Source organism: Microbacterium sp. BH-3-3-3, from assembly GCF_007679045.1.
Taxonomy (GTDB): Bacteria; Actinomycetota; Actinomycetes; order Actinomycetales; family Microbacteriaceae; genus Microbacterium; species Microbacterium algihabitans.
In genome coordinates, this window is the sequence record NZ_VEFS01000008.1 from 1 (window position 1) to 20,189 (window position 20,189).

Sequence of the window (20,189 nt, forward strand, 5' to 3'; positions counted from 1 at the left end):
GGACCTGGGTTGCGAGGTTGCTGGGCCTGAGGCGAGGTGGCTGAGCTTGTCGAAGCCACCGGGGGCGCGCGGGTCGCGGTCCCTTCGACAGGCTCAGGGACCTGGGTTGCGAGGTTGCTGGGCCTGAGGCGAGGTGGCTGAGCTTGTCGAAGCCACCGGGGGCGCGCGGGTCGCTGGGCGAGGTGGCTGAGCCTGTCGAAGCCACCGGGGGCGCGCGGGTCCCGGTCCCTTCGACAAGCTCAGGGACCTGGGTTGCGCGCGGATTCCGGTCCCTTCGACAGGCTCAGGGACCTGGGTTGCACGCGGGTTCCGGTCCCTTCGACAACCTCAGGGACCTGGGTTGCACGCGGGTCGCTGGCCCTTCGACAAGCTCAGGAACCGCCGGCGTCACCGCGGCAACAGGTACCGCGGGGCATCCGCCGACATCGCCTGCGATGCGGCACGGCCGGCTCGCCGTGCCGGCTCCGCCTCGACGGCCCACGCGCGACGGCGCATCCGCTCCTCGGCGACACGAGTCATCGCCCGCGACAACGCGAGCAGTGCCGCCTCGACGGGGGTGGGGCGCACCGGCAGAACGATGGTGCGGGTGACGGCGGTCATGCGGAGCCCCTCTCGGTCGGCAGGGGGAAGACGTCGTTGCGGATCGTGACGGGGCGCACGCCCTCGCCCGTCTGGTCGCGGTAGCGCTGGACGGTCTCGTCGATGAGGGCGCCGATGCGCTGCACGAGGTCGCGCGACTGCTCGGCGGTCAGGCGCGCGGTCGCGGTCGAGATCACCGATGCCTCGCGCCACTCTTCGTCTTCGTCCCACCCGTGGGTGGCGAAGTGCATGAGCTGCTGGTGGCGCAGCGTCAGGGTCTCGGAGTGCACGGCCTCCATCACGGCGCGTCCCGACGGCGTGTGCTCGAGCTCGGGGTTCGTCAGCGTGACGCTGCCGGCGGGGCGCTCCCACCAGCGTTCGCGCGCGGTGCCGCGGTCGGCGACCTCGCGGATGAGGTCGTGACGGGCCAGCGCGCGCAGGTGATAGCTCGTCGCTCCGGTCGACTCCCCCGTCAGCTCCGCGAGGCTGCTCGCGGTCTGCGGACCGTACTGGCTGAGGATGTCATAGAGCCGCACGCGCAGCGGGTGCGCCAGGGCGCGGAGTGCCCCGGCATCCAGAACACGCTCTTCGCGGGGCTTCGGCTGCTCGACCATGACTGCAAAGGTACCTTTGCAAGCGCTTCTTTGCAACATCTTCTCTGCATCGCACGGCAGACTGCGCCTAGGCTGGACCGATGACGGATGCCGTGAACAATCCCCTCCTCGCGCCGCCCTCGCTCCCCTACGACCTGCCGCCCTACGGCAGCATCGACGTCGAGCACTACCTCCCCGCATTCCGCGCCGGTTTTGCCGCGCAGCGGGCGGAGGTCGACGCGATCACCGCGCAGAGCGACGAGCCCACGTTCGCGAACACCCTCGTCGCGCTGGAGCGCAGCGGGCAGGTGCTCGACCGGGTCGCGCGCACCTTCTACACCGTGGCATCCGCCGACGGCACCCTCGCGATCCAGGCCGTCGAAGAAGAGCTCGCTCCCCTCATGTCGGCGCACCGCGACGCGATCCAGCTCGACGCCGACCTGTTCGCGCGGATCGCCGCTGTGCACGCGCAGCTCGACGGCCTCGACCTCGATGCCGAGAGCCGCTACCTCGTCGAGCGGTACCACCGCGAGATGTCGCTGGCCGGTGCCGGTCTCGACGACGCGCAGAAGCAGAAGCTCACCGAGCTCAACCAGCGACTGTCGGTGCTGACGACCACGTTCGAGAAGAACCTGCTCGCCGACACCAACGAGCTCGCGGTGGTGTTCGACACCGCCGACGAACTCGACGGCCTGAGCGACGGCGAGCTCTCGGCCGCGGCGCAGGCGGCCACGAGCCGCGGCCTCGACGGTCGCTACGTCGTGAACCTCACGCTGTACACCGGCCACCCCCTGCTCGCCTCGCTCACGAACCGCGAGAGCCGCCGCCGCCTGCTCGAGGCCTCGCGCTCGCGCGCCACCCGCGGCAACGACAACGACAACCGCGCGGTGCTCCGCGAGATCGTGTGCCTTCGCGCCGAGCGCGCCGAGGTTCTCGGCTACCCCTCGCACGCCGCCGCCGTCCTCGCCGATCAGACGGCGGGGTCTCCGGATGCCGCGCGCGACCTGCTCCGTCGACTCGCCACCCCCGCTGCCGCCAACGCCCGCGCCGAGCAAGAGGCCCTGCAGAAGATCGCCGATGTCGATGGCATCCGGATCGAAGCCCACGACTGGGCGTTCTACACCGAGAAGGTCCGCGCCGAGCGCTACGACCTCGACCGCGCTGCCCTGCGTCCGTGGTTCGAGGCCGAGCGCGTGCTGCGCGACGGCGTGTTCTTCGCGGCCGAGAAGCTCTACGGCATCCGCATGACCGAACGTCACGATCTTCAGGGCTACCACCCCGACGTCCGCGTGTTCGAGGTGCACAACGCTGACGGCAGCGAGCTCGGCCTGTTCCTGCTCGACCTGTACACGCGCGACAGCAAGCGCGGCGGCGCGTGGATGAACTCGATCGTGACGCAGTCGGCCCTGCGCGGCACGGCCCCGATCGTGGTCAACAACCTCAACGTGAACAAGCCGGCGCCCGGGACCCCGACGCTTCTCACGCTGGATGAGGTCACCACCCTCTTCCACGAGTTCGGCCACGCCCTGCACGGGCTCTTCGCCACCGTGACCTACCCGCACTTCGGCGGAACGGCCGTCTACCGCGACTTCGTCGAGTTCCCCAGCCAGGTGAACGAGATGTGGATCCTCTGGCCCGAGGTCCTCACGAACTACGCCCGTCACATCGACACCGACGAGCCGCTCCCGGCCGACGTCGTCGAGCGCCTGCACGCCTCCGAGGCGTTCAACCAGGGCTTCGCGACGAGCGAGTACCTCGCCGCATCATGGATCGACCAGGCGTGGCACGGCCTCTCCGTCGATGAGGCGTCGGCCGACATCGACGTCGCGGCCTTCGAGGCGCGCGCCCTCGCCCACATCGGCCTCGACAACCCCGCCGTTCCGACCCGCTACGCCTCGACGTACTTCGCCCACGTGTTCTCGGGCGGCTACAGCGCCGGCTACTACTCCTACATCTGGAGCGAGGTGCTCGACGCCGACACCGTGGAGTGGTTCCGCGAGAACGGCGGCCTCACGCGCGAGAACGGCGACCGCTTCCGCCAGAGGCTCCTGGGGGTCGGCGGATCCGGCGATCCTCTCGCCGCCTACCGCGATTTCCGGGGTCGGGATGCCGAGATCCAGCCGCTCCTCGAACGCCGCGGTCTCGCCGGCTGAGGTCGGCCGAATGTCGGGCCCGGTCGCGTCGTGCGTCCGGGCCCGATGTCGTCAGACCGCGTACTTGAAGCCGACGTGCGAGTCGACGAAGCCGAGTCGCGTGTAGAACCGGTGGGCGTCCACGCGCGCGGCGTCGGAGGTCAGCTGCACGAGGGTCGCGCCGGTCGCCGGGGCGGCCACGTGCATCACCCACTGCATGACGGCGGTGCCGATGCCCGACGATCGCTCGGTCGACGACACGCGCACGGCCTCGACGAGCAGGCGGGTGGCACCGCGCCGAGCCATGCCGGGAATGACGGTGAGCTGCAGGGTGCCGACCAGACGGCCGGCCGCGTCGTCGACCACGAGGAGGTCGTTCAGCGGAGCGTTCAAGACGCTTCGCAGCGCCGCGGCGTAGGCCTCCTCGTCGGAGTCGTCGCCACGATCACCGCGGGCCGCACTGATCGGGTCGTCCGACAGAAGCGCCATCAATCCGGGCAGGTCGCCGGGAACGGCTCGACGCAGCTGCACCTCCCCTGCTCGGCTCGAGAGGGCGACAGGGAGGGAGAGATCCGAGAGCATCCCTCCATCCTGCCCGCCGCAGACCCTCGTGTCGGCCCCCGGCCTGGGCACCTGCTGCACGGCGCCCTCCCGCGATCCGTCAGCGCCAGCCGAGCACGTCGCGCACGAACGCCTTCGAGGCGGGAGCCCCGTCATTCGGTATCCCGCGCAGCGCCTCCCGCGAGACCAGCAGCCCCGCCGGCGCGTACTGCGCCTCGACGCGGTCGAGCGCGGCGCTGACGAGGTGCGCGGCGTCGTTCGCCGTGGTCCAGCCCACCAGCGTCGGGTGCGAGAACACCACGAGCTCCGCACCCTCGTCGTGCGCGCGGGCGCTCGCGATGACGACCGTCGGGGTCGCCCGGCGGCGGAGACCGGGCACGAAGGCGAGCGGGGTGTGCTGCACGGCGGCATCCACGATGCCCGACGACCACGTCGGGGCGGGGGCTCCGATGCGCAGGTCTTGCGCGATCCATTCCGAGCCGCGTGCCGACAACGCCTTCGACATCCGGTCGTCGCCGACGTCGAACCGCTCGGCGCGCAGGGCTTCGACGAGCGTCGTCAGCGCGGCATCCGGACGATCACGCACGGTCAGCCGGGCCCCGCGGGTCATACCCCCGACGGTGAGGGGGCTCACCCGCAGCTGCTCGCCGCGCCCGTGGAACAAGGGGAGCGCGGTCAGGCGCTGCGGCGCTTCTGCGCCAGCACGATCGTCGGCTGCGCCCCGTCTTCGACGGCCGCGCGGGTGATGACCACCTTGGCGATGTCGTCGGCCGAGGGCACGTCGAACATGATCGGGCCGAGCACGTCTTCGAGGATCGCGCGGAGCCCACGAGCGCCGGTCTTGCGCTTGACGGCGAGGTCGGCGATCGCGCGCAGGGCGTCGTCGTCGAATTCGAGCTGAACCCCGTCGAGCTCGAACATGCGCTGGTACTGCTTGATCAGCGCGTTGCGCGGCGTCGTGAGGATCTCGGTCAGCGCGTCCTGGTCGAGAGGCGAGACGGATGCCACGACGGGCAGGCGACCGATGAACTCGGGGATCAGACCGAACTTGTGCAGGTCTTCGGGCAGCGCCTCGCTGAAGAGGTCGGGCGCGTCTTCTTTGCGCTGGAGGGGCGCTCCGAAGCCGACGCCGTGCTTGCCGACGCGGGCGGAGATGATCTCCTCGAGCCCGGCGAAGGCGCCCGCCACGATGAACAGTACGTTCGTCGTGTCGATCTGGATGAACTCCTGGTGCGGGTGCTTGCGGCCGCCCTGCGGCGGAACCGAGGCGACCGTTCCCTCGAGGATCTTCAGCAGCGCCTGCTGCACGCCCTCGCCCGACACGTCGCGGGTGATCGAGGGGTTCTCGGCCTTGCGGGCGATCTTGTCGACCTCATCGATGTAGATGATGCCGGTTTCGGCGCGCTTGACGTCGAAGTCGGCGGCCTGCAGCAGCTTGAGCAGGATGTTCTCGACGTCTTCACCGACGTAGCCGGCCTCGGTGAGGGCCGTGGCGTCGGCGACGGCGAACGGCACGTTGAGGCGCTTCGCGAGCGTCTGAGCGAGGTAGGTCTTGCCGCAACCGGTGGGCCCGAGCAGCAGGATGTTGCTCTTGGCGATGTCGATCTCTTCGGCGCGCTGCTCCGCGGGCTGAAGGGTGCCGTGCGAGCGCACGCGCTTGTAGTGGTTGTAGACGGCGACGGCCAGAGCGCGCTTGGCGGGCTCTTGCCCGACGACGTACTCCTCGAGGAACGAGAAGATCTCGCGCGGCTTCGGCAGATCGAACTCGGCGACCTCGCCGGCCGACGACTCGGCCATGCGCTCTTCGATGATCTCGTTGCAGAGCTCGACGCACTCGTCGCAGATGTAGACGCCCGGACCGGCGATCAGCTGCTGCACCTGCTTCTGGCTCTTGCCGCAGAAGGAACACTTGAACAGGTCGGCGCTCTCACCGATACGTGCCATCGCGGATCCTCCCGTCACCCGGCCTGCGCCGGTGTGTTACCCGAGCCTAACCCGAGCCCGGGCGAACCGAGGGCATTCGCGCGCGCGGCGGCGTCATGATCGCCGACGGCGGACACACGGCATCCGTTCGCCCGCCGGATCATCGCGAACGTCGACCCGCGGGGATGGTCACCCCGCCGCGGTGGTGCCCGGCGACGCCGAGACTGCATCTCGCTGACATCTCCGCTGCAGCCTGACGCCGGTTCGTCAGCGAGATGCAGTCTCGCGATGGGTGGGGACCGCCGCACGCGCCGCACCGCAAGAGCGCGCAAGCCGCGGCGGAGCCCCGCGCAGCACTGGCCCCGCGCAGCACCGGCCCCGCGCGGCACCAAGCCCCGCGCGGCACCAAGCCCCGCGCGGCACCAAGCCCCGCGCAGCACTGGTCCCGCGCGGCACCGCTCCCCGCGCACGACGAAGCCCCGCAGACCGAAACGGGTCTGCGGGGCTTCATCGTGTCGCGAGCGCGTCAGGCGGTGAGGGCCGCCGGGGTGCGCTTGCGGGTCGTGAGCACCTGGTCGACGATGCCGTACTCCATCGCCTCGGCGGCGGAGAGGATCTTGTCGCGGTCGATGTCCTTATTGACCTTCGCGACGTCCTGACCGGTGTGGCGCGCCATGGTCTCTTCGAGCCAGGTGCGCATGCGGAGGATCTCCTGCGCCTGGATCTCGATGTCGGACGCCTGACCGTGACCGGCCTCGCCCATCGCGGGCTGGTGGATCAGGATGCGGGCGTTCGGCAGGGCGAGACGCTTGCCGGGGGCGCCGGCGGCCAGCAGCACGGAGGCCGCCGAGGCGGCCTGACCGAGCACGACCGTCTGGATCTGCGGCGAGACGTACTGCATCGTGTCGTAGATCGCCGTCATGGCCGTGAACGAGCCACCGGGCGAGTTGATGTACATGATGATGTCGCGGTCGGGGTCCTGCGACTCGAGAACGAGCAGCTGGGCCATGACGTCGTCGGCCGACGCGTCGTCGACCTGCACGCCGAGGAAGATCACGCGGTCTTCGAACAGCTTGTTGTAGGGGTCCTGGCGCTTGTAGCCGTACGCCGTGCGCTCCTCGAACTGAGGAAGGACGTAGCGACTGGACGGCATGTGAGACGCTGCGCCGCCGAAGGTGGGGATGTTCATGTGGGTGTCCTTTTCCTCTCGCCTCAGACCGCTGCGGTTCCGCCGCCGCCGGTGACGTCGGTGGCGTGCTCGCGCATGTGGTCGACGAAGCCGTACTCGAGGGCTTCCTGAGCGGTGAACCAGCGGTCGCGGTCACCGTCGGCGTTGATCTGCTCGACGCTCTTCCCGGTCTGGGCCGCGGTGATCTCGGCCAGACGACGCTTCATGTCGAGGATGAGCTGCGCCTGCGTCTGGATGTCGCTCGAGGTTCCGCCGAAGCCACCGTGCGGCTGGTGCAGAAGCACGCGGGCGTTGGGCGTGATGTAGCGCTTGCCCTTGGTGCCGCTGGTCAGCAGCAGCTGGCCCATCGACGCCGCCATGCCGATACCGACGGTGACGATGTCGTTCGGCACGAACTGCATCGTGTCGTAGATCGCCATGCCGGCCGTGATTGAGCCACCGGGCGAGTTGATGTAGAGGTAGATGTCCTTCTGCGGGTCTTCTGCGGCAAGCAGCAGGATCTTGGCGCAGATCTCGTTGGCGTTGTCGTCGCGCACCTCGGAACCGAGCCAGATGATGCGGTCCTTGAGCAGTCTGTCGAAGACGCTCGTTGCCATAAGGGGTTCGGGCATGTGTGCTCCTCTTCCGTGATCTGCAATGAATCTACCGGGGGCCTCCGACACCGGATGCCGTGTTCGCCGCGGGCGGATCAGCGCGGTGTTCCGGCGATTTCTCGCGCGTATCCGGTTACCGACCGGGTATAGCGGGGCAGGTGCGGTGCGAGGGCCTGAAGGGCGATGGATGCCGCCCGCTCGGGCGCTCCGCTCGACACCAGCGCCAGGGCGTAGAAGGCGGCGGCCGCGTCGTGCAGCGGACCGCGGGGTTCGCGCTCGTATTCGGCCTGCAGCATCGCGAGCGACTCCTCGGTCTTGCCGAGGTTGCGGATCGTGCTCGCCAGCTGGATCGTGGCGCGCGTGCGGCGCTCGTCGTCGAGGCCGATCTCGAGAGCGCGGCGGTACAGCACCTCGGCCTCTCCCTCGATCCCGGCCGAGTCGCGCGCTCCGGCGCGCTCGAACAGCGCCACGGCGTCATCGGCCGGTCGCTCGGCGGCGAGCTCGTCGATCCGGGTCACCACGTCGTCAGGGCTCAGCGCCTCGTCTGCCCAGACGGCATCCACTCTGTTCTGCCAGTCGTTCATGTGTCGCATCCATTTGTCGTCAGGCGTGTCGAATGCCCAGGACACGCCGCTGACCGTCGGGCCGTGCGGCGTGTCCTGGATACTCAACGGGGGTTGATGTCCGGCACGCCGCGCGCCCGAGACACACCGCGCGAGCGATGCGCCGAACGGCGCGCCGAGGCCGCTCGACGGCATCCGGGAACGAAGAAGGGGCGGATGCCGTGGCATCCGCCCCCTCCGTCATGACTTACTCGCTGTCAGCGGCGTCGGCCTTCTTCTTGGCCGGGGCGCGCTTCGTGGCGGGAGCCTTCGCGGGAGCCTCGTCAGCCGCGGCCTCGTCGGCGGGAGCCTCGTCGGCAGCCGCCTTCTTCTTCGCGGGGGCGCGCTTCTTGGCGGGAGCCTTCGCGGGAGCCTCCTCAGCGGCGGCCTCGTCGGCGGGAGCCTCGTCGGCGGGAGCCTCGTCGGCGGCGTCGTCACCCTCGGCGGGCTCTTCGCCCTCGACGGCCACGAAGCCGGTCAGGTCGACGGGCTTGCCGTCGGTGTCGACGACGGTGACCTTGCCGAGCGCGATGGCGAGGGCCTTGTTGCGGGCGACCTCACCGACGAGTGCGGGCAGCTGGTTGCCCTGCTGCAGCGCGTTGACGAAGTCCTGCGGCGCCATGTTGTACTGCGCGGCCGACTGGATGAGGTACTGGGTCAGCTCGTCCTGCGACACCTGCACGTTGGCGTCTTCGGCGATCTTGTCGAGCACCATCTGCGTGCGGAACTGCTTCTCGCTCGCCTCGGTGACCTCGGCGCGGTGCACGTCGTCTTCGAGGCGGTTCTCGCCCTCGAGGTGGGTGTGCACCTCGTCTTCGATGAGCTGCGGCGGCACGGGGATCTCGACGGCCTCGAGGAGGGCGTCGATGAACTTGTCGCGCGCGGCGGAACCCTGCGTGAAGACGGCCTGCTGCGACACGCGCTCGCTGAGCGACTCGCGCAGCTCGGCGATCGTGTCGAACTCCGACGCCATCTGGGCGAAGTCGTCGTCGGCGTCGGGCAGCTCGCGCTCCTTGACGGCGGTGATCTTGACGGCCACCTCGGCCTCTTCGCCCGCGTGCTCGCCACCGACGAGCTTCGAGCGGAAGGTGGTCTCCTCATCGGCGGTGAGCGACTCGATCGCCTCGTCGATGCCCTCGAGCAGTTCGCCCGAGCCGATCTCGTACGACACGCCCTCGGCGCGGTCGATCTCGTTGCCGTCGATCGTGGCGACCAGGTCGAGCTCGACGAAGTCACCCGTCTTGGCGGGGCGGTCGACCGTGACGAGCGTGCCGAAGCGCGCGCGCAGGCGGTCGAGCTCGGCGTCGATTCCGGCCTCGTCGGCCTCGGCGGCGTCGACGGTCACCGTGATGGTGTCGTAGGCCGGCAGGTCGAACTCGGGGCGCACGTCGACCTCGACGTCGACGATCAGGTCGCCGGAGAAGTCCTTGAGCTCGGGGAGCTCGACGATCTCGGCGTTCGGGCGACCGATGACGCGGAGGTCATTGGCCTCGACGGCCTCGCGGTAGAACCCGTCGAGCCCCTCGTTGACGGCGTGCTCGATGACGGCGCCGCGGCCCATGCGCTGATCGATGATGGGCGCGGGGACCTTGCCCTTGCGGAAGCCGGGGATCTGCACGTCGCGCGCGATGTGCTCGTAGGCGTGCGCGATGCTCGGCTTGAGCTCGTCGGGCGAGACCGTGATGTGCAGCTTGACCCGGGTGGGGCTGAGCTTCTCGACGGTGCTGTTGACCATGCGGTTCGTTCTCCTCGTGTGGCCCGCGCGCACGCGGGGGCCGGTTGGGCCTGTGGTCTGTGGGGCCGTTCGTCGGGGCGACAGGATTTGAACCTGCGGCCTCCCGCTCCCAAAGCGGGCGCTCTACCAAGCTGAGCTACGCCCCGGGGCGGCGCGCGGCACGCGCCGACGAAACGACCGCTGAAAGTCTAGTCGATCGGCCTGGCTGCGCCCATTTCGCCGGTCCCCTTGCGCGACACGCCTGCCGGATGCCGACTCTCCGGCGTTCGCGAGGGGCCTCAGCGTGTCGTAGAGTAGGTGTCGTCCGACTTCCCGGTTCGTCAGAAAACCGCGGAAATCCGGGGCTGTAGCTTAGTGGTAAAGCCTCTGTCTTCCAAACAGATGATGCGAGTTCGATTCTCGTCAGCCCCTCCACCTCTTCTCAGGCGCCATCGCTTTCGAGCTCGCGCGTGAACGATTCCGGCAGCACGACGTTCTCGCCCGCTCTCGCGAAGAAGCCCGCGACCTGCTTCGGCCGGTACCCGGCGATGCCGCAGCCCACCTCCGTCACGAGGAAGCGCAGCTCGTCGTGCGCGGCGGCGAAGCCGATGAAGCGCCGCGCCTGCTCCTCGAAGACACCGAGCCCCGACATCGTGTCGATCCCGTACGACTGCCCCTGCAGGCCTTCGCTCTGACCCCAGATCGCACCGAAGCGGTCCATCGCGAAGCGCGCCGCTCCCCCGCCGTGCGCGCCCGAAGCGTTCGAGCCGAAGACGAAGACCTCGTTCGGAGAGAGAGAGGTGATGTGCATGCGCGCGAGGTTACGCGCCCGATGTCTCGCCGTCAGCCGGGGTTGCGGCATCCGGGATCTGCTCCGCCGAACGGTGACGCTCGACGTGCGCGAGGTAGGTCTGCGCGTTGCGGAGGATCTTCGCCCGCTCGTCGGGCGTGAGCGCGCGGCGCACCTTCGCGGGGACGCCGGCGACCAGCGAGCCCTCGGGCACGACGGTGCCCTCGAGCACGACCGCTCCCCCGGCGATGAGGCATCCGGGGCCGATGTCGGCACCCGACAGCACGACGCTGCCCATGCCGATGAGCGAGCCGTCGCCGATCGTGCAGCCGTGCACGACGGCGTTGTGCCCCACCGAGACGTCGGCGCCGATGGTGACCGGACGCCCGGCATCGACGTGCACCGACACGTTGTCCTGCAGGTTGCTGCGCGCACCGATCGTGATGGCGGCGCTGTCGCCGCGGAGCACGGCGTTGTACCAGACGCTCGCTCCCGCGGCGAGGTATACCTCGCCCACGACACGGGCTCCGGATGCCACGAACGCGGTCTCGTCGATGACCGGGGCGGCGCCGGGGAGGGCGAGGACGGAGGCGAGCGGATCGATCGGCATGCGCCGAGGCTAGCCCGCGAACTGCCTACTGAGGGGCTACGCACCGCGGGAGCGGACTACGCAGGCCCGGGGTGGCGGATACCGCATTGCCGCGGATCAGTAGCAGGGAACTCACACCGAACTCCTAGCTTCGGTGGCACAAGCCGCACCCGACACAGGAGTCGTCATGTCGCAGATCACCGAACCCATCCTCGCCACGACCGAACAGCGACCCGTGCGTCGCGACCGGAAGGCCAAAGCGATCCTCGCGATCGCCGCCGGCACCGCCCTGCTTCTCGGGGGCGGCGGCACCTACGCCTACTGGTCGACCGAGCAGGCCCTCACGGCAACGCCGATCAACTCCGGAAACCTCGACCTCGGCCTCGGAGCGGGCACCTGGTCGCTGAAGGGTGTTCTGGGAGGCGTCACGCCCGTGACCAACCTCGCCAACGTCCGCATCGTCCCCGGCGACGTGCTGACCCTCACCCAGCCGCTGACCGTGACCCTGACGGGTGACACGCTGGTCGCCGACCTGCAGGCCAAGGTCGGCGCGACCCTGAGCGGCAGCACCCTGGGGCAGAACCTCACCGTCGCGCTGACCATGCCGACGAACTACGGCACCTCGACGGGCAACAACACCTTCCGTCTCACGCAGGCGAACTCCGGCACGACGACCGCGACGGTGACCATCACATTCAAGCCGGCCACGGCTGGTCAGACGGCGGTCGCCACGAGCGTCAACCTCAACGACATCTCGTTCGCGCTCACGCAGGCCTCCAGCTGAGCGGCGCCCGCCATGTCGAAGCGCGACGAGGGCGTCACGCGACGGCTGCGGTGGGCGGGGCTGCTCGCAGCGGTCCTGGTTCTGGGAACCGGGACCGCCGCAGCACAGGCGTACTGGCAGGCGCAGAAGCCGTTGTCGGGCACCGTGGCATCCGGAGCCTTCGCGATCTCCGCGGTGTGGCAGGGAGCATGGTCGAGTGCCGTTCCCCTCTTCCCGGGTGAGACGCGGGACTCGCCCGTCTTGACGGTGACCGAGACGGGGGCCGCCGGTACCACCCTGCGCTGGCGCCTGGCTCCGACCGTGACCGCGTCGTCGAGCCTGACGACCCAGCTCTACGTGGGAGGGTGCGGGAGCTCCACCCTCATCGCCGCCGGCGCGTCCTACGCCCCGCCCGGCGGATTCGCCCCGGGGCAATCGGTCGACCTGTGCCTGCGCGTCACTCTGAAAGCGGACGCGCCCTCGAACATCCAAGGCACCGCGCTGACCCCGTCCGTCTCGGTGAAGGCCATTCAGGTGACGCAATGATCGCGCGGAATCGTCTGCAACATCGCCTCGGGATCGGAGCGGCTGCGGCGGTGCTCGTCTTCGCCGCGCCCGCTGTCAGCCCCGCGTCGGCGGCCTGGGAGACGGAGGCGACGGCTGCGGCTCCGGCTCTCACGGCAGGTGTCCTCGCGGCGCCCGTCATCGGCTGCGCCACCGGCGGCACGGTCCTCGCACCCACCGCCACCCTGTCGTGGAACACGGTCGCCCGAGCCACGGGGTACCGCGTCACGCTCACCTACCCACCGACCGGGGCCACGACGGTCCTCGTCGACAGGCAGACGGCGACCTCGCTGAGGGTCGACACCGGTCTGCTCGAGAGCGTCCTCGGCGGGCTGCTGACGACCCTTCTCGGATCGACGCCTTCCATCGTCACCGTCCAAGCCCTCACCGACGGCGCGTGGGTGTCGGTGCCGAGCAACGGCGCCCCGATCGCCGTGACCGGCCTGCTCCAGATCGGATTGCTCGGCGGTGTGAAGTGTCAGCCGTGAACCTCCGTCGCGACCACCGCACCACCCCGCCCGACGCTCCGTCGCACCGCGGCTGGGCCCGCGCCCGCGCGATCGTCGGCACCGTCGTGCTCGCCGTGGTGTCGCTCTTCGCCCTGCTCACGGTCGCGCTGCCCCTGATCCTCGGCGCGCAGACGTACACCGTGCTGACCGGGAGCATGCAGCCCGGCATGCCGCCCGGAACCCTCATCGCGGTGCGCTCGGTTCCCCTCGACGCGGTGCGGGTCGGCGACGTGGTGACCTATCAGATCCGCTCCGGCGATCCCGCGGTGGTGACCCATCGCGTCGTCGGCACGACCAGCAGCACCGGAGGCGAACGTCTGCTGGTCACGCGCGGCGACGCCAACGACACCGACGATCCCCCGGTGCAGTCGGAACAGCTGCGGGGCACGGTCGTGCTCGCGATGCCCTACCTCGGCTATCCAGGCGCCGTCTTCGGCGGGCAGCAACGAGGCGCGGTCGTCGCTGCCATCGGTGTCGCCGTCGTCGGATACGGCTTGGCCTTGCTGGCCTTCGACGCCCTCCGCGCTCGTCGCACCACGGCGGCCGGTCCGGCTGCCGGCGCGTTGATCGTGGTCCTCGTCTGCGCCCCGTTCTTCTCACCGAGCCCCGCCTCGGCGGTGGAGGGGACGGATGCCGCGGCGCCCGACCGACTGCTCGTGAGCGTGGACGGAGAGCAGTTCGTGCCCGACGGCTCGGTCGCGCTGTTCGGCGGGGTCGGCGAGCTCGTTCCCGGTCAGACGGCGGACGCGACGCTCTGGGTGCGCAACGCCGGCGCCGATCCGGCCCGTGTTTCGTTGCGCGTCGACGCCGCTCCGGCCTCCGCCACCGTGCCCGATGAGGCGCTGGCCTCTGCGCTCCAGCTCGTGGTCGCCGCCTCGCCCGTGCCCGAGGGGGCGTCGTGGGTCAGCGAGATCATCCCCGCCGGTCAGACGATCCGCCTCGACGTCGGATTGAGGATGGATGCCGCTGCGGGCAACGCTTCGCGCTCCGCCTCGGCCACCGTGCTCCCCATGGTCACCCTCACACAGGCCGTCGCCGCCCTCGAGGCACCGGTCGCCCATCCGCCGTCGAGGGTGCTGCCCTGGACGGGAATCGGTGCGCCGCTCGCACTCCTCGTCTGCGGTGCCACGCTTGCGATCGGCATCGGGGTGACAGTGCAGTCACGACGCCCGCAGAGAAGGTAAGGATTGCCTTTTCACCAGGGATTTAGCCGAGCCTTCTCTTGCTTGCGGAATGCTCCCGCGTGAGTAGCGTTGCATTCACAGACTTCGTTCACTGCGACAAGGAGCAGATATGAGCACCGTTCAGACCCCCGCCGCCACCACCGTCGACCCGACGATGGCCTCCGGCACCGCCCAGTTCCTCTCCCCCGTCGTCATCGGCCTCGAGGCCCTCGTCGTCAACGGCAAGCAGGCGCACTGGCACGTGCGCGGCTCGAACTTCATCGGCGTGCACGAGCTGCTCGACACCGTCGTGGCGCACGCGCAGGACTGGGCCGACCTGGCCGCCGAGCGCATCGTCGCCCTGGGTCTTCCCATCGACTCGCGCCTGTCGACCGTCGCCGCCAAGGCGAAGGCCACCGACGTGCCCGCAGGCTTCGCGCAGTCCGACGTCGTCATCCGCGCCGTGATCGCCGACATCGACGCCGTGCTGGTCGACATCGAGGCCGCCATCGAGGGCCTCGACGAGATCGACATGTCGAGCCAGGACGTCGCCATCGAGATCAAGCGCGGCCTCGACAAGGATCGCTGGTTCCTCTTCGCGCACCTCGCCGCATAAGACGGATTCCGGAGGGGGCGGTGCTTCGGCATCGCCCCCTCCGTCGTGCGGGCGCGCGGCGCAGACATGAACAGTGTCTCGCCGCAGACGCCTGGGGGCCGAGGCGCAGACGTCGTCTCACCCCTTGGCACCCGGGCGGCGTCACTCCGTGGGGTCTGCCAGCGCCTCGTCGAAGCGTCGCCGCCGGACGATGACGCCCCCCGCCAGCAGAACGAGTGCAGACGCCGTCAGACCCGCCAGCGAGGCGTCGCTCGCGCCGGTCGCCGCCAGCTGAGCACTGCCGCCGGCCATCGAGGCGCGCTCCACCGCAGACGCACCGGCACGGTCGATCGTGAGGGCTGTCCGCGCGGAGCGGCCCGACGTCTCCCCGATGAGCACGAGTTCGTGCGTGTCGCCCACGACATCGCCCGGGATCGAAACCGTCGCGTGTAGAGACCCGGTGGCATCCGCTCGCGCCGAGCCGAGAACGACCGGCGTCGAGTGCAGTTCGATACGCACCTGCTCGCCCGGCGCGAAGCCGGTGGCCGTGACCGATAGACCCCCACCGGGTCGCACCTGAGAGGAATCAGTCGCAACAGTGGGGGTCGAAACCGCGACGATGGTGATGTCGGCGATGTCCGGAACGCCGACGGTGTCCGGCACCATTGCCCACATCTGAAAATCGCCGGGCGGCACGTCGGCAGGCACTGCGACCGTTCCGTCGTAGGAGCCGTCCTTGAGCTCGACGGTTCCGAGCTCCCACCACCAGGGTGCCCCGCCGCTGACGGTCAGGACGAGACGGATGCGCTCCATCTCCCCGAAGTGGCGCAGCGCGACCCGCACGAGATCTCCCGGCGCGGCGGTCGAGGGCGCGACGGATAACTCTGGAGCGCTACTGGCGATCACGGTGAGGTCCGCGACCGCGGGCACGCTGAGCGAGTCGGGGATCATCGCCCAGATCTGCCAGTCACCCGCCGGCACATCGCTCGGGATCACTACGGTTCCGTCGTAGGCGCCGTTTCCGAGCTCGACGGTCGGGAGTTCCCACCACGGTTCCCCGCCGGGAGCAGTCAGCCCCAGACGCACCTGCGTTCCCGGAAAGTCCCGGATGGTCAGAGCGACGCTGCCGCCCGGCTCCACCGCGTCCGGCGATACGGTCATCGTGCTCTGTTGCACCGCGGAGACGATCTGCAACGGGGCGCTGAGCGTACCGGCCGCTGTGTTCACGACGGAGACGAAGTAGGCGCCCGGCGCCGCGTCGGCGGGGACGGATGCGCTGAACTCGGCCGTGCCGCCTGCTCCAACGGTCGCATCAGCGCGCCAGATGTGATCGACGAACGGGCAATCGCAGTTGCCTTGCGGCTGCGTGGCGATGATGGCCGTGAGCCCGCGTCCCGGTTCGGCGCCGGTCACGCCGAACAGCGCGAGGGAACCGGCGGCGACGGTCGGTGTGTAGATGTCGAGGGCGGCCCCTGATGTCGTCTCGGCGAGTTCGCCGCTCGTCGCCGATGCAGGTGCGCTCGCGACCGGCGCGGGTTCTGGCGGGACTTGTTCGTCGTCCGCGTGCGCGGCAGGGGCGGTGAGAAGGGTGCCGATGGCGAATGTCGCGAGCGCGACACTCCACCCCCATCGAGGTCGTCGTTCCATATGTGTCTCCTTGCTCGAAGCAACCGTGCTGTAAGTACGCCGTGACGCAGGCCAGCGGACGCTGAGTCCAGGATGGCCGGGGCGAAGGATTCCGGTGCCCGAGCGGCGGTCGGCTATTCCGGACGAGGTCGAACACCTGCGCGTTGGCTGGTGCGGCGCGGTGCCTGGAGTCGGGAACGCCACCGGTCGCTGTGGCTTTCCGGGCCGTTCCGGATCCGCATCCGGAGAAGTCGGAATAGCCCGCCGTCACACTCGTCGAGCGGCGGATCAGGAGCGTGGTCGACGCGTCATGATGTTCTCCGGAACGGCCCCCCACGATCCGTCGTCGCTCGCGTCGCCCCTTCCCCGCATCACAGAAGGACGATCATGGAGATCCCCGTACCCGATTCCCCTTCCCCCGTCGACTCCGTCGCGACCTTCGCAGCCGACCTCCGTTCCGTACGCCTGCGCGCGGGTAACCCGACCCTCGTCGCCCTCGCGACGTTGACGGGTATCTCCAAGAGCGTGCTGTCGGATGCGATGGCCGGCAGGCGACTCCCCACCGAGAAGACGACCACGCTTCTCGCCGAAGCGCTCGGCGAGGATCCTGCTCCCTGGGTGAGTCGGCGAACGTTGCTCGCATCCGCGCCGCCGACGTCCGCGCCGACCGCCGACCCCTCCGGCGGGACGCGGGTGGTCTCGAGGAGACGGATGATGCTCGCGGTCGTCGCCACCGGGATCCTCTGCGTGTCGCTGACCAGCGCCGCCTGGGCCGCCGTCGTCCTTCCTCTGATCACCGTGGAAGCAGCGCCGAGCCCGAGCACACCGGGCTACCTTCCCTACGCCGACGGAGTCGACCCGATGCAGACGGTGTGCCGAGAAGACGCCGTCATCGCCGCGAGCGATCAGCGGCTCGATGGCGCCGTGCAGGTGCAGATGATGTACTCCAAGACCTGCATGGCGGTCTGGGGCCGTGTGACCCGGTACGACGGCGACGCCAACGGGGAAGAACTCGAGATGCGCATCTACCCGGCGATCGACGTCGAATCGTCGCGCGCACAAGAGCGCTCGGCATTCGATCTGCAGTCGCTGTACACCCCGCTGATGATCGAGCCCGACGTCGAGGCACGCGTGTGCGGACTCGCGAGCATGACGAAGGACGGGGTGCGGGTCGAACTCGGTCCACCCCAATGCATCTGATCGCCCGCCCGGCTCTTCCGTTCCGAGAGGCCGGGTCTCGTCGCCGTGCGCAGGGCCTGCCGACGGCTCACGACCCGTCAGACGAAGGCGACGGCCTCAGGCGCCGTGCGTGACGCGGCCGGCCACCAGGGTCGCGCGCACCGGCATCGCTCGCAGGCCCCGCTCGTCCGCCGTTCGCGGGTCGGCGCCCACGATGACGAGATCGGCGAGCGCTCCGGGTGAAATCTCCGCGGGAGCGGTGGATCCGCCCGCGGTCGACGCCGCGATGGCCGTGTCGATGTCGACCCGCTGATGCGGCTGCCACGCCTCGCGTCCGTCGCGAGTGCGAAAGACGGCGGACGCCATGGCTGCCCAGGGATCGAGCGGTGCGACCGGCGCGTCGGAGCCGAACCGCAGATTTGCCCCGCTGTCGGCCAGGGCGCGCAGCGGGTAGGGCTGGGCGGATTGCTCGGCCCAGATGGCATCCGTCATGTCCCGATCATCGAGCGCGTGCTCGGGCTGCACGCTCGCGGCGACGCCCAGACGGGCGAAGCGCGGGATGTCGGCGTGCGCCACGAGCTGGGCGTGCTCGATCGTGCCCACCGCTCCGGTGCGGGCGTAGGCGTCGAGGGCGTGGGCGTTCGCGAGGTCGCCGATGGCGTGGATCGCGCACTCGAGTCCCGCCGCGGTCGCGCGCGTCATGAGGTCGACGAGCTGCTCGGGCGGCACCGTCAGCAGGCCGTGGTTGCCGACCTCTCCCGGATAGTGGTGGGCGCACGCGGCGGTGCGAGTGCCGAGCGAGCCGTCAGTGATCGCCTTGAGCGGCCCGACGCGCACGAGGTCGTTCGTGGCTCCCCGCACGGGGTCTCCGGTGCGCAGCCCCTCGGCGATCGCGCGGTCGAGGTCTTGCGGGTAGGTGCCGTACGACACGCGCACCGTGTCGAATCCGCGGACGACGCGGCGCTGCCACGGTTCGTCGTTCCACGTCATGTCGAGGTCGACGAGACCGACGATCCCCCGGGCAGCCGCGGCGCGTGCCATGCGCTCGACGGCCCGGTCGGCGGCATCCGGTGCTCCGGCGTTCACTCGGCGCGAGATCTCGAACGCGTCCTCTTCGACGACGACTCCGGATGCCGCGGGCTCGAAGCCCTCGCGACGGAAGGCCGCGCTGTTCATCCACACGCTGTGCACGTCGGCGTTGATGAGGTAGGTCGGCACCTCTCCCGTCACCCCGTCGAGCAGATCGAGGGAGGGTGCGTCGGGCCACAGACCGTCACGAAAGCCCGCCCCGATCCGGCGGCCCTCGTCGTCGGTGGGGGCGAGCGCCATGATCGCGGCCGCCTCGCGGGCGGTCGACACCTCGCCGAGGGGCACGCGGTCGGCGACGAGAGCCCACTGCAGCGCGTGCACGTGGTGATCCCACAGCCCGGGCAGCAGCCAGCCGCCCTCGCCGTCGAGCACCACGCCGGTGGGGCGCAGGTTGCCCGTCGGCGCGATGTCGACGATGAGTCCGCCGGCGAGCACGAGGTCGACGGGCTCGGGCGTCGGGAGGAACTCCCGGCCGGGTCCCGCCACGCGAACCGCGCGGACGAATCCGACCTGCTCGCCGATCACGGGCGCACCCGGGCGTCGGCGGCGCGGCGCATCTCGGTGACGAGCGGAGCCCGTTCCGGCCCTTCGTCGGCGAGGCCCGCGATGATCGTCTCGACCACCTCGGCCGTCCTGTTCTGGCTGAGCTTGCGCTTCGCCATCACGCGGGTCGGGGTGAGGCGGAACCCGACGGTCCCCCGCTCGAGACGCTCCACGAAGGCGGCGTCGTTCGGCAGGCGGTACAGACCCCGGGCGTCGTCGCCGTCGCCTTCGAAGCGGTCGACGAGCCGTTCGAGCACGCGGAGATTCTCGTCGGGCGAGAGCAGTTCCGGGATGCCGGAGAGGTGCGCCGACACGAAGTTCCAGGTCGGCACGGCGGGCACGTCGCCGTACCAGCGGGGCGTGATGTACCCGTGCGGGCCCTGCACGACGACGAGCAGCTCCCGCTCGCCGAGGCCGAGGATCGCGTCATCGGGCTTGCCGACGTGCCCGACGATCGTGAGGTCGTCGCGGGTGTCGTCGAGCATGACCGCGTAGTGCGAGGCGACGAGGCCGTCGTCGGTCTGGCTGACGAGGGTCACCCACGGGTTGAGGTCGATCAGACGACGGATCTCTCCGACGTCGGTCATCGCGAAGCTAGGGTTCTGACGCACCGGATCAGCCTAGAACGCAGCGACCGGCCCGCAGGTCCCTGAGCCTGTCGAAGGGACCGCAACCCGCGCACGCACCCAGGTCCCTGAGCTTGTCGAAGGGACCGCAACCCATGAGACGCCGGTGGCTTCGACAGGCTCAGCCACCTCACGCCCAGTCGCCCACCCAGGTCCCTGAGCTTGTCGAAGGGACCGCAACCCGCGCACGCACCCAGGTCCCTGAGCTTGTCGAAGGGACCGCAACCCGCGCACGCACCCAGGTCCCTGAGCTTGTCGAAGGGACCG

The 20,189-nt window shown here is 70.0% G+C and carries 21 protein-coding genes and 2 tRNA genes; 8 read left to right on the top strand and 15 right to left on the bottom strand.

Features of this window, described 5'->3' with window-relative positions:
• Positions 1-387: 387 nt before the first annotated feature.
• Together FS769_RS16485 and FS769_RS16490 are read right to left on the bottom strand one after the other, a co-directional pair.
• Positions 388-600, bottom strand: coding sequence for a hypothetical protein (locus tag FS769_RS16485; protein WP_144835359.1), 213 nt, complete (start codon positions 598-600; stop codon positions 388-390).
• Entirely contained in the window at positions 597-1,193 is a 597-nt protein-coding gene (locus FS769_RS16490) for a helix-turn-helix domain-containing protein (protein ID WP_144785255.1), read from the bottom strand. Before FS769_RS16490 ends, FS769_RS16485 begins: the two co-directional genes overlap by 4 nt.
• An 80-nt stretch (positions 1,194-1,273) precedes the next feature.
• Here FS769_RS16490 and FS769_RS16495 point away from each other — a divergent pair, with 80 nt between their 5' ends.
• Complete coding sequence (locus FS769_RS16495) at positions 1,274-3,325, top strand: M3 family metallopeptidase (protein WP_144835360.1); 2,052 nt, start codon at positions 1,274-1,276, stop codon at positions 3,323-3,325.
• Positions 3,326-3,376: 51 nt separating this feature from the next.
• On the opposite strand, the gene FS769_RS16500 is transcribed toward FS769_RS16495, so the two are convergent.
• From FS769_RS16500 to FS769_RS16535, 8 genes are all read right to left on the bottom strand, one after another.
• The gene (locus FS769_RS16500; protein WP_144835362.1) at positions 3,377-3,886 is read right to left on the bottom strand and encodes a GNAT family N-acetyltransferase; all 510 of its coding nucleotides are present in this window, start codon (positions 3,884-3,886) and stop codon (positions 3,377-3,379) included.
• Between the two features lie 79 nt (positions 3,887-3,965).
• Positions 3,966-4,499 carry a hypothetical protein gene (locus FS769_RS16505; RefSeq protein ID WP_144835364.1) on the bottom strand — a complete coding sequence of 178 codons (534 nt, stop codon included), beginning with the start codon at positions 4,497-4,499 and terminating at the stop codon, positions 3,966-3,968.
• 41 nt (positions 4,500-4,540) lie between these two features.
• Complete coding sequence (gene clpX / locus FS769_RS16510; RefSeq protein WP_144835365.1) at positions 4,541-5,809, bottom strand: ATP-dependent Clp protease ATP-binding subunit ClpX; 1,269 nt, start codon at positions 5,807-5,809, stop codon at positions 4,541-4,543.
• Between the two features lie 505 nt (positions 5,810-6,314).
• Entirely contained in the window at positions 6,315-6,977 is a 663-nt protein-coding gene (locus FS769_RS16515; protein WP_056231073.1) for an ATP-dependent Clp protease proteolytic subunit, read from the bottom strand.
• 23 nt (positions 6,978-7,000) lie between these two features.
• Positions 7,001-7,588, bottom strand: coding sequence for an ATP-dependent Clp protease proteolytic subunit (locus FS769_RS16520; RefSeq protein WP_174799692.1), 588 nt, complete (start codon positions 7,586-7,588; stop codon positions 7,001-7,003).
• 77 nt (positions 7,589-7,665) lie between these two features.
• Positions 7,666-8,154 (bottom strand): tetratricopeptide repeat protein, encoded by a 489-nt coding sequence (locus tag FS769_RS16525; RefSeq protein ID WP_144835367.1) that lies wholly within the window; start codon positions 8,152-8,154, stop codon positions 7,666-7,668.
• Positions 8,155-8,380: 226 nt separating this feature from the next.
• Complete coding sequence (tig, locus tag FS769_RS16530; RefSeq protein ID WP_144835369.1) at positions 8,381-9,907, bottom strand: trigger factor; 1,527 nt, start codon at positions 9,905-9,907, stop codon at positions 8,381-8,383.
• Positions 9,908-9,979: 72 nt separating this feature from the next.
• A tRNA-Pro gene (locus tag FS769_RS16535) sits at positions 9,980-10,053 on the bottom strand.
• Positions 10,054-10,247: 194 nt separating this feature from the next.
• Here FS769_RS16535 and FS769_RS16540 point away from each other — a divergent pair.
• Positions 10,248-10,321, top strand: a tRNA-Gly gene (locus FS769_RS16540).
• A 7-nt stretch (positions 10,322-10,328) separates the two neighbouring features.
• On the opposite strand, the gene FS769_RS16545 is transcribed toward FS769_RS16540, so the two are convergent.
• Together FS769_RS16545 and FS769_RS16550 are read right to left on the bottom strand one after the other, a co-directional pair.
• Positions 10,329-10,697, bottom strand: a complete 369-nt coding sequence (locus tag FS769_RS16545) for a hypothetical protein (protein WP_144835371.1) — start codon at positions 10,695-10,697, stop codon at positions 10,329-10,331.
• 10 nt (positions 10,698-10,707) lie between these two features.
• Positions 10,708-11,286, bottom strand: coding sequence for a gamma carbonic anhydrase family protein (locus tag FS769_RS16550; RefSeq protein ID WP_144835373.1), 579 nt, complete (start codon positions 11,284-11,286; stop codon positions 10,708-10,710).
• Positions 11,287-11,452: 166 nt separating this feature from the next.
• Between FS769_RS16550 and FS769_RS16555 the strand changes: the two genes are divergently transcribed.
• From FS769_RS16555 to FS769_RS16570, 5 genes are all read left to right on the top strand, one after another.
• Entirely contained in the window at positions 11,453-12,049 is a 597-nt protein-coding gene (locus FS769_RS16555) for an alternate-type signal peptide domain-containing protein (RefSeq protein WP_144835375.1), read from the top strand.
• Between the two features lie 12 nt (positions 12,050-12,061).
• Positions 12,062-12,574, top strand: a complete 513-nt coding sequence (locus tag FS769_RS16560) for a hypothetical protein (RefSeq protein ID WP_144835377.1) — start codon at positions 12,062-12,064, stop codon at positions 12,572-12,574.
• A complete protein-coding gene (locus tag FS769_RS16925; RefSeq protein ID WP_186325605.1) occupies positions 12,571-13,080 on the top strand; it encodes a hypothetical protein in 510 nt (169 codons plus the stop codon). Before FS769_RS16560 ends, FS769_RS16925 begins: the two co-directional genes overlap by 4 nt.
• Positions 13,077-14,285 (top strand): signal peptidase I, encoded by a 1,209-nt coding sequence (locus FS769_RS16565; protein ID WP_186325606.1) that lies wholly within the window; start codon positions 13,077-13,079, stop codon positions 14,283-14,285. Before FS769_RS16925 ends, FS769_RS16565 begins: the two co-directional genes overlap by 4 nt.
• Positions 14,286-14,394: 109 nt before the next feature.
• Positions 14,395-14,880, top strand: coding sequence for a Dps family protein (locus FS769_RS16570; RefSeq protein WP_144835381.1), 486 nt, complete (start codon positions 14,395-14,397; stop codon positions 14,878-14,880).
• Positions 14,881-15,021: 141 nt separating this feature from the next.
• Here the strand turns inward: FS769_RS16570 and FS769_RS16575 are convergent, their stop codons facing one another.
• A complete protein-coding gene (locus FS769_RS16575; RefSeq protein ID WP_144835383.1) occupies positions 15,022-16,689 on the bottom strand; it encodes a hypothetical protein in 1,668 nt (555 codons plus the stop codon).
• A gap of 183 nt (positions 16,690-16,872) precedes the next feature.
• Here FS769_RS16575 and FS769_RS16930 point away from each other — a divergent pair, with 183 nt between their 5' ends.
• Entirely contained in the window at positions 16,873-17,685 is an 813-nt protein-coding gene (locus FS769_RS16930) for a helix-turn-helix transcriptional regulator (protein WP_154096549.1), read from the top strand.
• Between the two features lie 96 nt (positions 17,686-17,781).
• On the opposite strand, the gene FS769_RS16585 is transcribed toward FS769_RS16930, so the two are convergent.
• The gene (locus tag FS769_RS16585) at positions 17,782-19,278 is read right to left on the bottom strand and encodes an amidohydrolase (protein WP_144835385.1); all 1,497 of its coding nucleotides are present in this window, start codon (positions 19,276-19,278) and stop codon (positions 17,782-17,784) included.
• Positions 19,275-19,907, bottom strand: a complete 633-nt coding sequence (locus FS769_RS16590; RefSeq protein ID WP_186325607.1) for an FMN-binding negative transcriptional regulator — start codon at positions 19,905-19,907, stop codon at positions 19,275-19,277. Before FS769_RS16590 ends, FS769_RS16585 begins: the two co-directional genes overlap by 4 nt.
• Positions 19,908-20,189: the final 282 nt, after the last annotated feature.

Bases quoted from the DNA above. Each gene is read 5' to 3' on its own strand.
- FS769_RS16930 (WP_154096549.1), top strand. From the start codon at position 16,873: ATGGAGATCCCCGTACCCGATTCCCCTTCCCCCGTCGACTCCGTCGCG.
- FS769_RS16485 (WP_144835359.1), bottom strand. From the start codon at position 600: ATGACCGCCGTCACCCGCACCATCGTTCTGCCGGTGCGCCCCACCCCC.
- FS769_RS16520 (WP_174799692.1), bottom strand. From the start codon at position 7,588: ATGCCCGAACCCCTTATGGCAACGAGCGTCTTCGACAGACTGCTCAAG.
- clpX (WP_144835365.1), bottom strand. From the start codon at position 5,809: ATGGCACGTATCGGTGAGAGCGCCGACCTGTTCAAGTGTTCCTTCTGC.
- FS769_RS16545 (WP_144835371.1), bottom strand. From the start codon at position 10,697: ATGCACATCACCTCTCTCTCTCCGAACGAGGTCTTCGTCTTCGGCTCG.
- FS769_RS16550 (WP_144835373.1), bottom strand. From the start codon at position 11,286: ATGCCGATCGATCCGCTCGCCTCCGTCCTCGCCCTCCCCGGCGCCGCC.
- FS769_RS16525 (WP_144835367.1), bottom strand. From the start codon at position 8,154: ATGAACGACTGGCAGAACAGAGTGGATGCCGTCTGGGCAGACGAGGCG.
- FS769_RS16555 (WP_144835375.1), top strand. From the start codon at position 11,453: ATGTCGCAGATCACCGAACCCATCCTCGCCACGACCGAACAGCGACCC.
- FS769_RS16490 (WP_144785255.1), bottom strand. From the start codon at position 1,193: ATGGTCGAGCAGCCGAAGCCCCGCGAAGAGCGTGTTCTGGATGCCGGG.
- FS769_RS16515 (WP_056231073.1), bottom strand. From the start codon at position 6,977: ATGAACATCCCCACCTTCGGCGGCGCAGCGTCTCACATGCCGTCCAGT.
- FS769_RS16495 (WP_144835360.1), top strand. From the start codon at position 1,274: ATGACGGATGCCGTGAACAATCCCCTCCTCGCGCCGCCCTCGCTCCCC.
- FS769_RS16500 (WP_144835362.1), bottom strand. From the start codon at position 3,886: ATGCTCTCGGATCTCTCCCTCCCTGTCGCCCTCTCGAGCCGAGCAGGG.
- FS769_RS16925 (WP_186325605.1), top strand. From the start codon at position 12,571: ATGATCGCGCGGAATCGTCTGCAACATCGCCTCGGGATCGGAGCGGCT.
- tig (WP_144835369.1), bottom strand. From the start codon at position 9,907: ATGGTCAACAGCACCGTCGAGAAGCTCAGCCCCACCCGGGTCAAGCTG.
- FS769_RS16570 (WP_144835381.1), top strand. From the start codon at position 14,395: ATGAGCACCGTTCAGACCCCCGCCGCCACCACCGTCGACCCGACGATG.
- FS769_RS16560 (WP_144835377.1), top strand. From the start codon at position 12,062: ATGTCGAAGCGCGACGAGGGCGTCACGCGACGGCTGCGGTGGGCGGGG.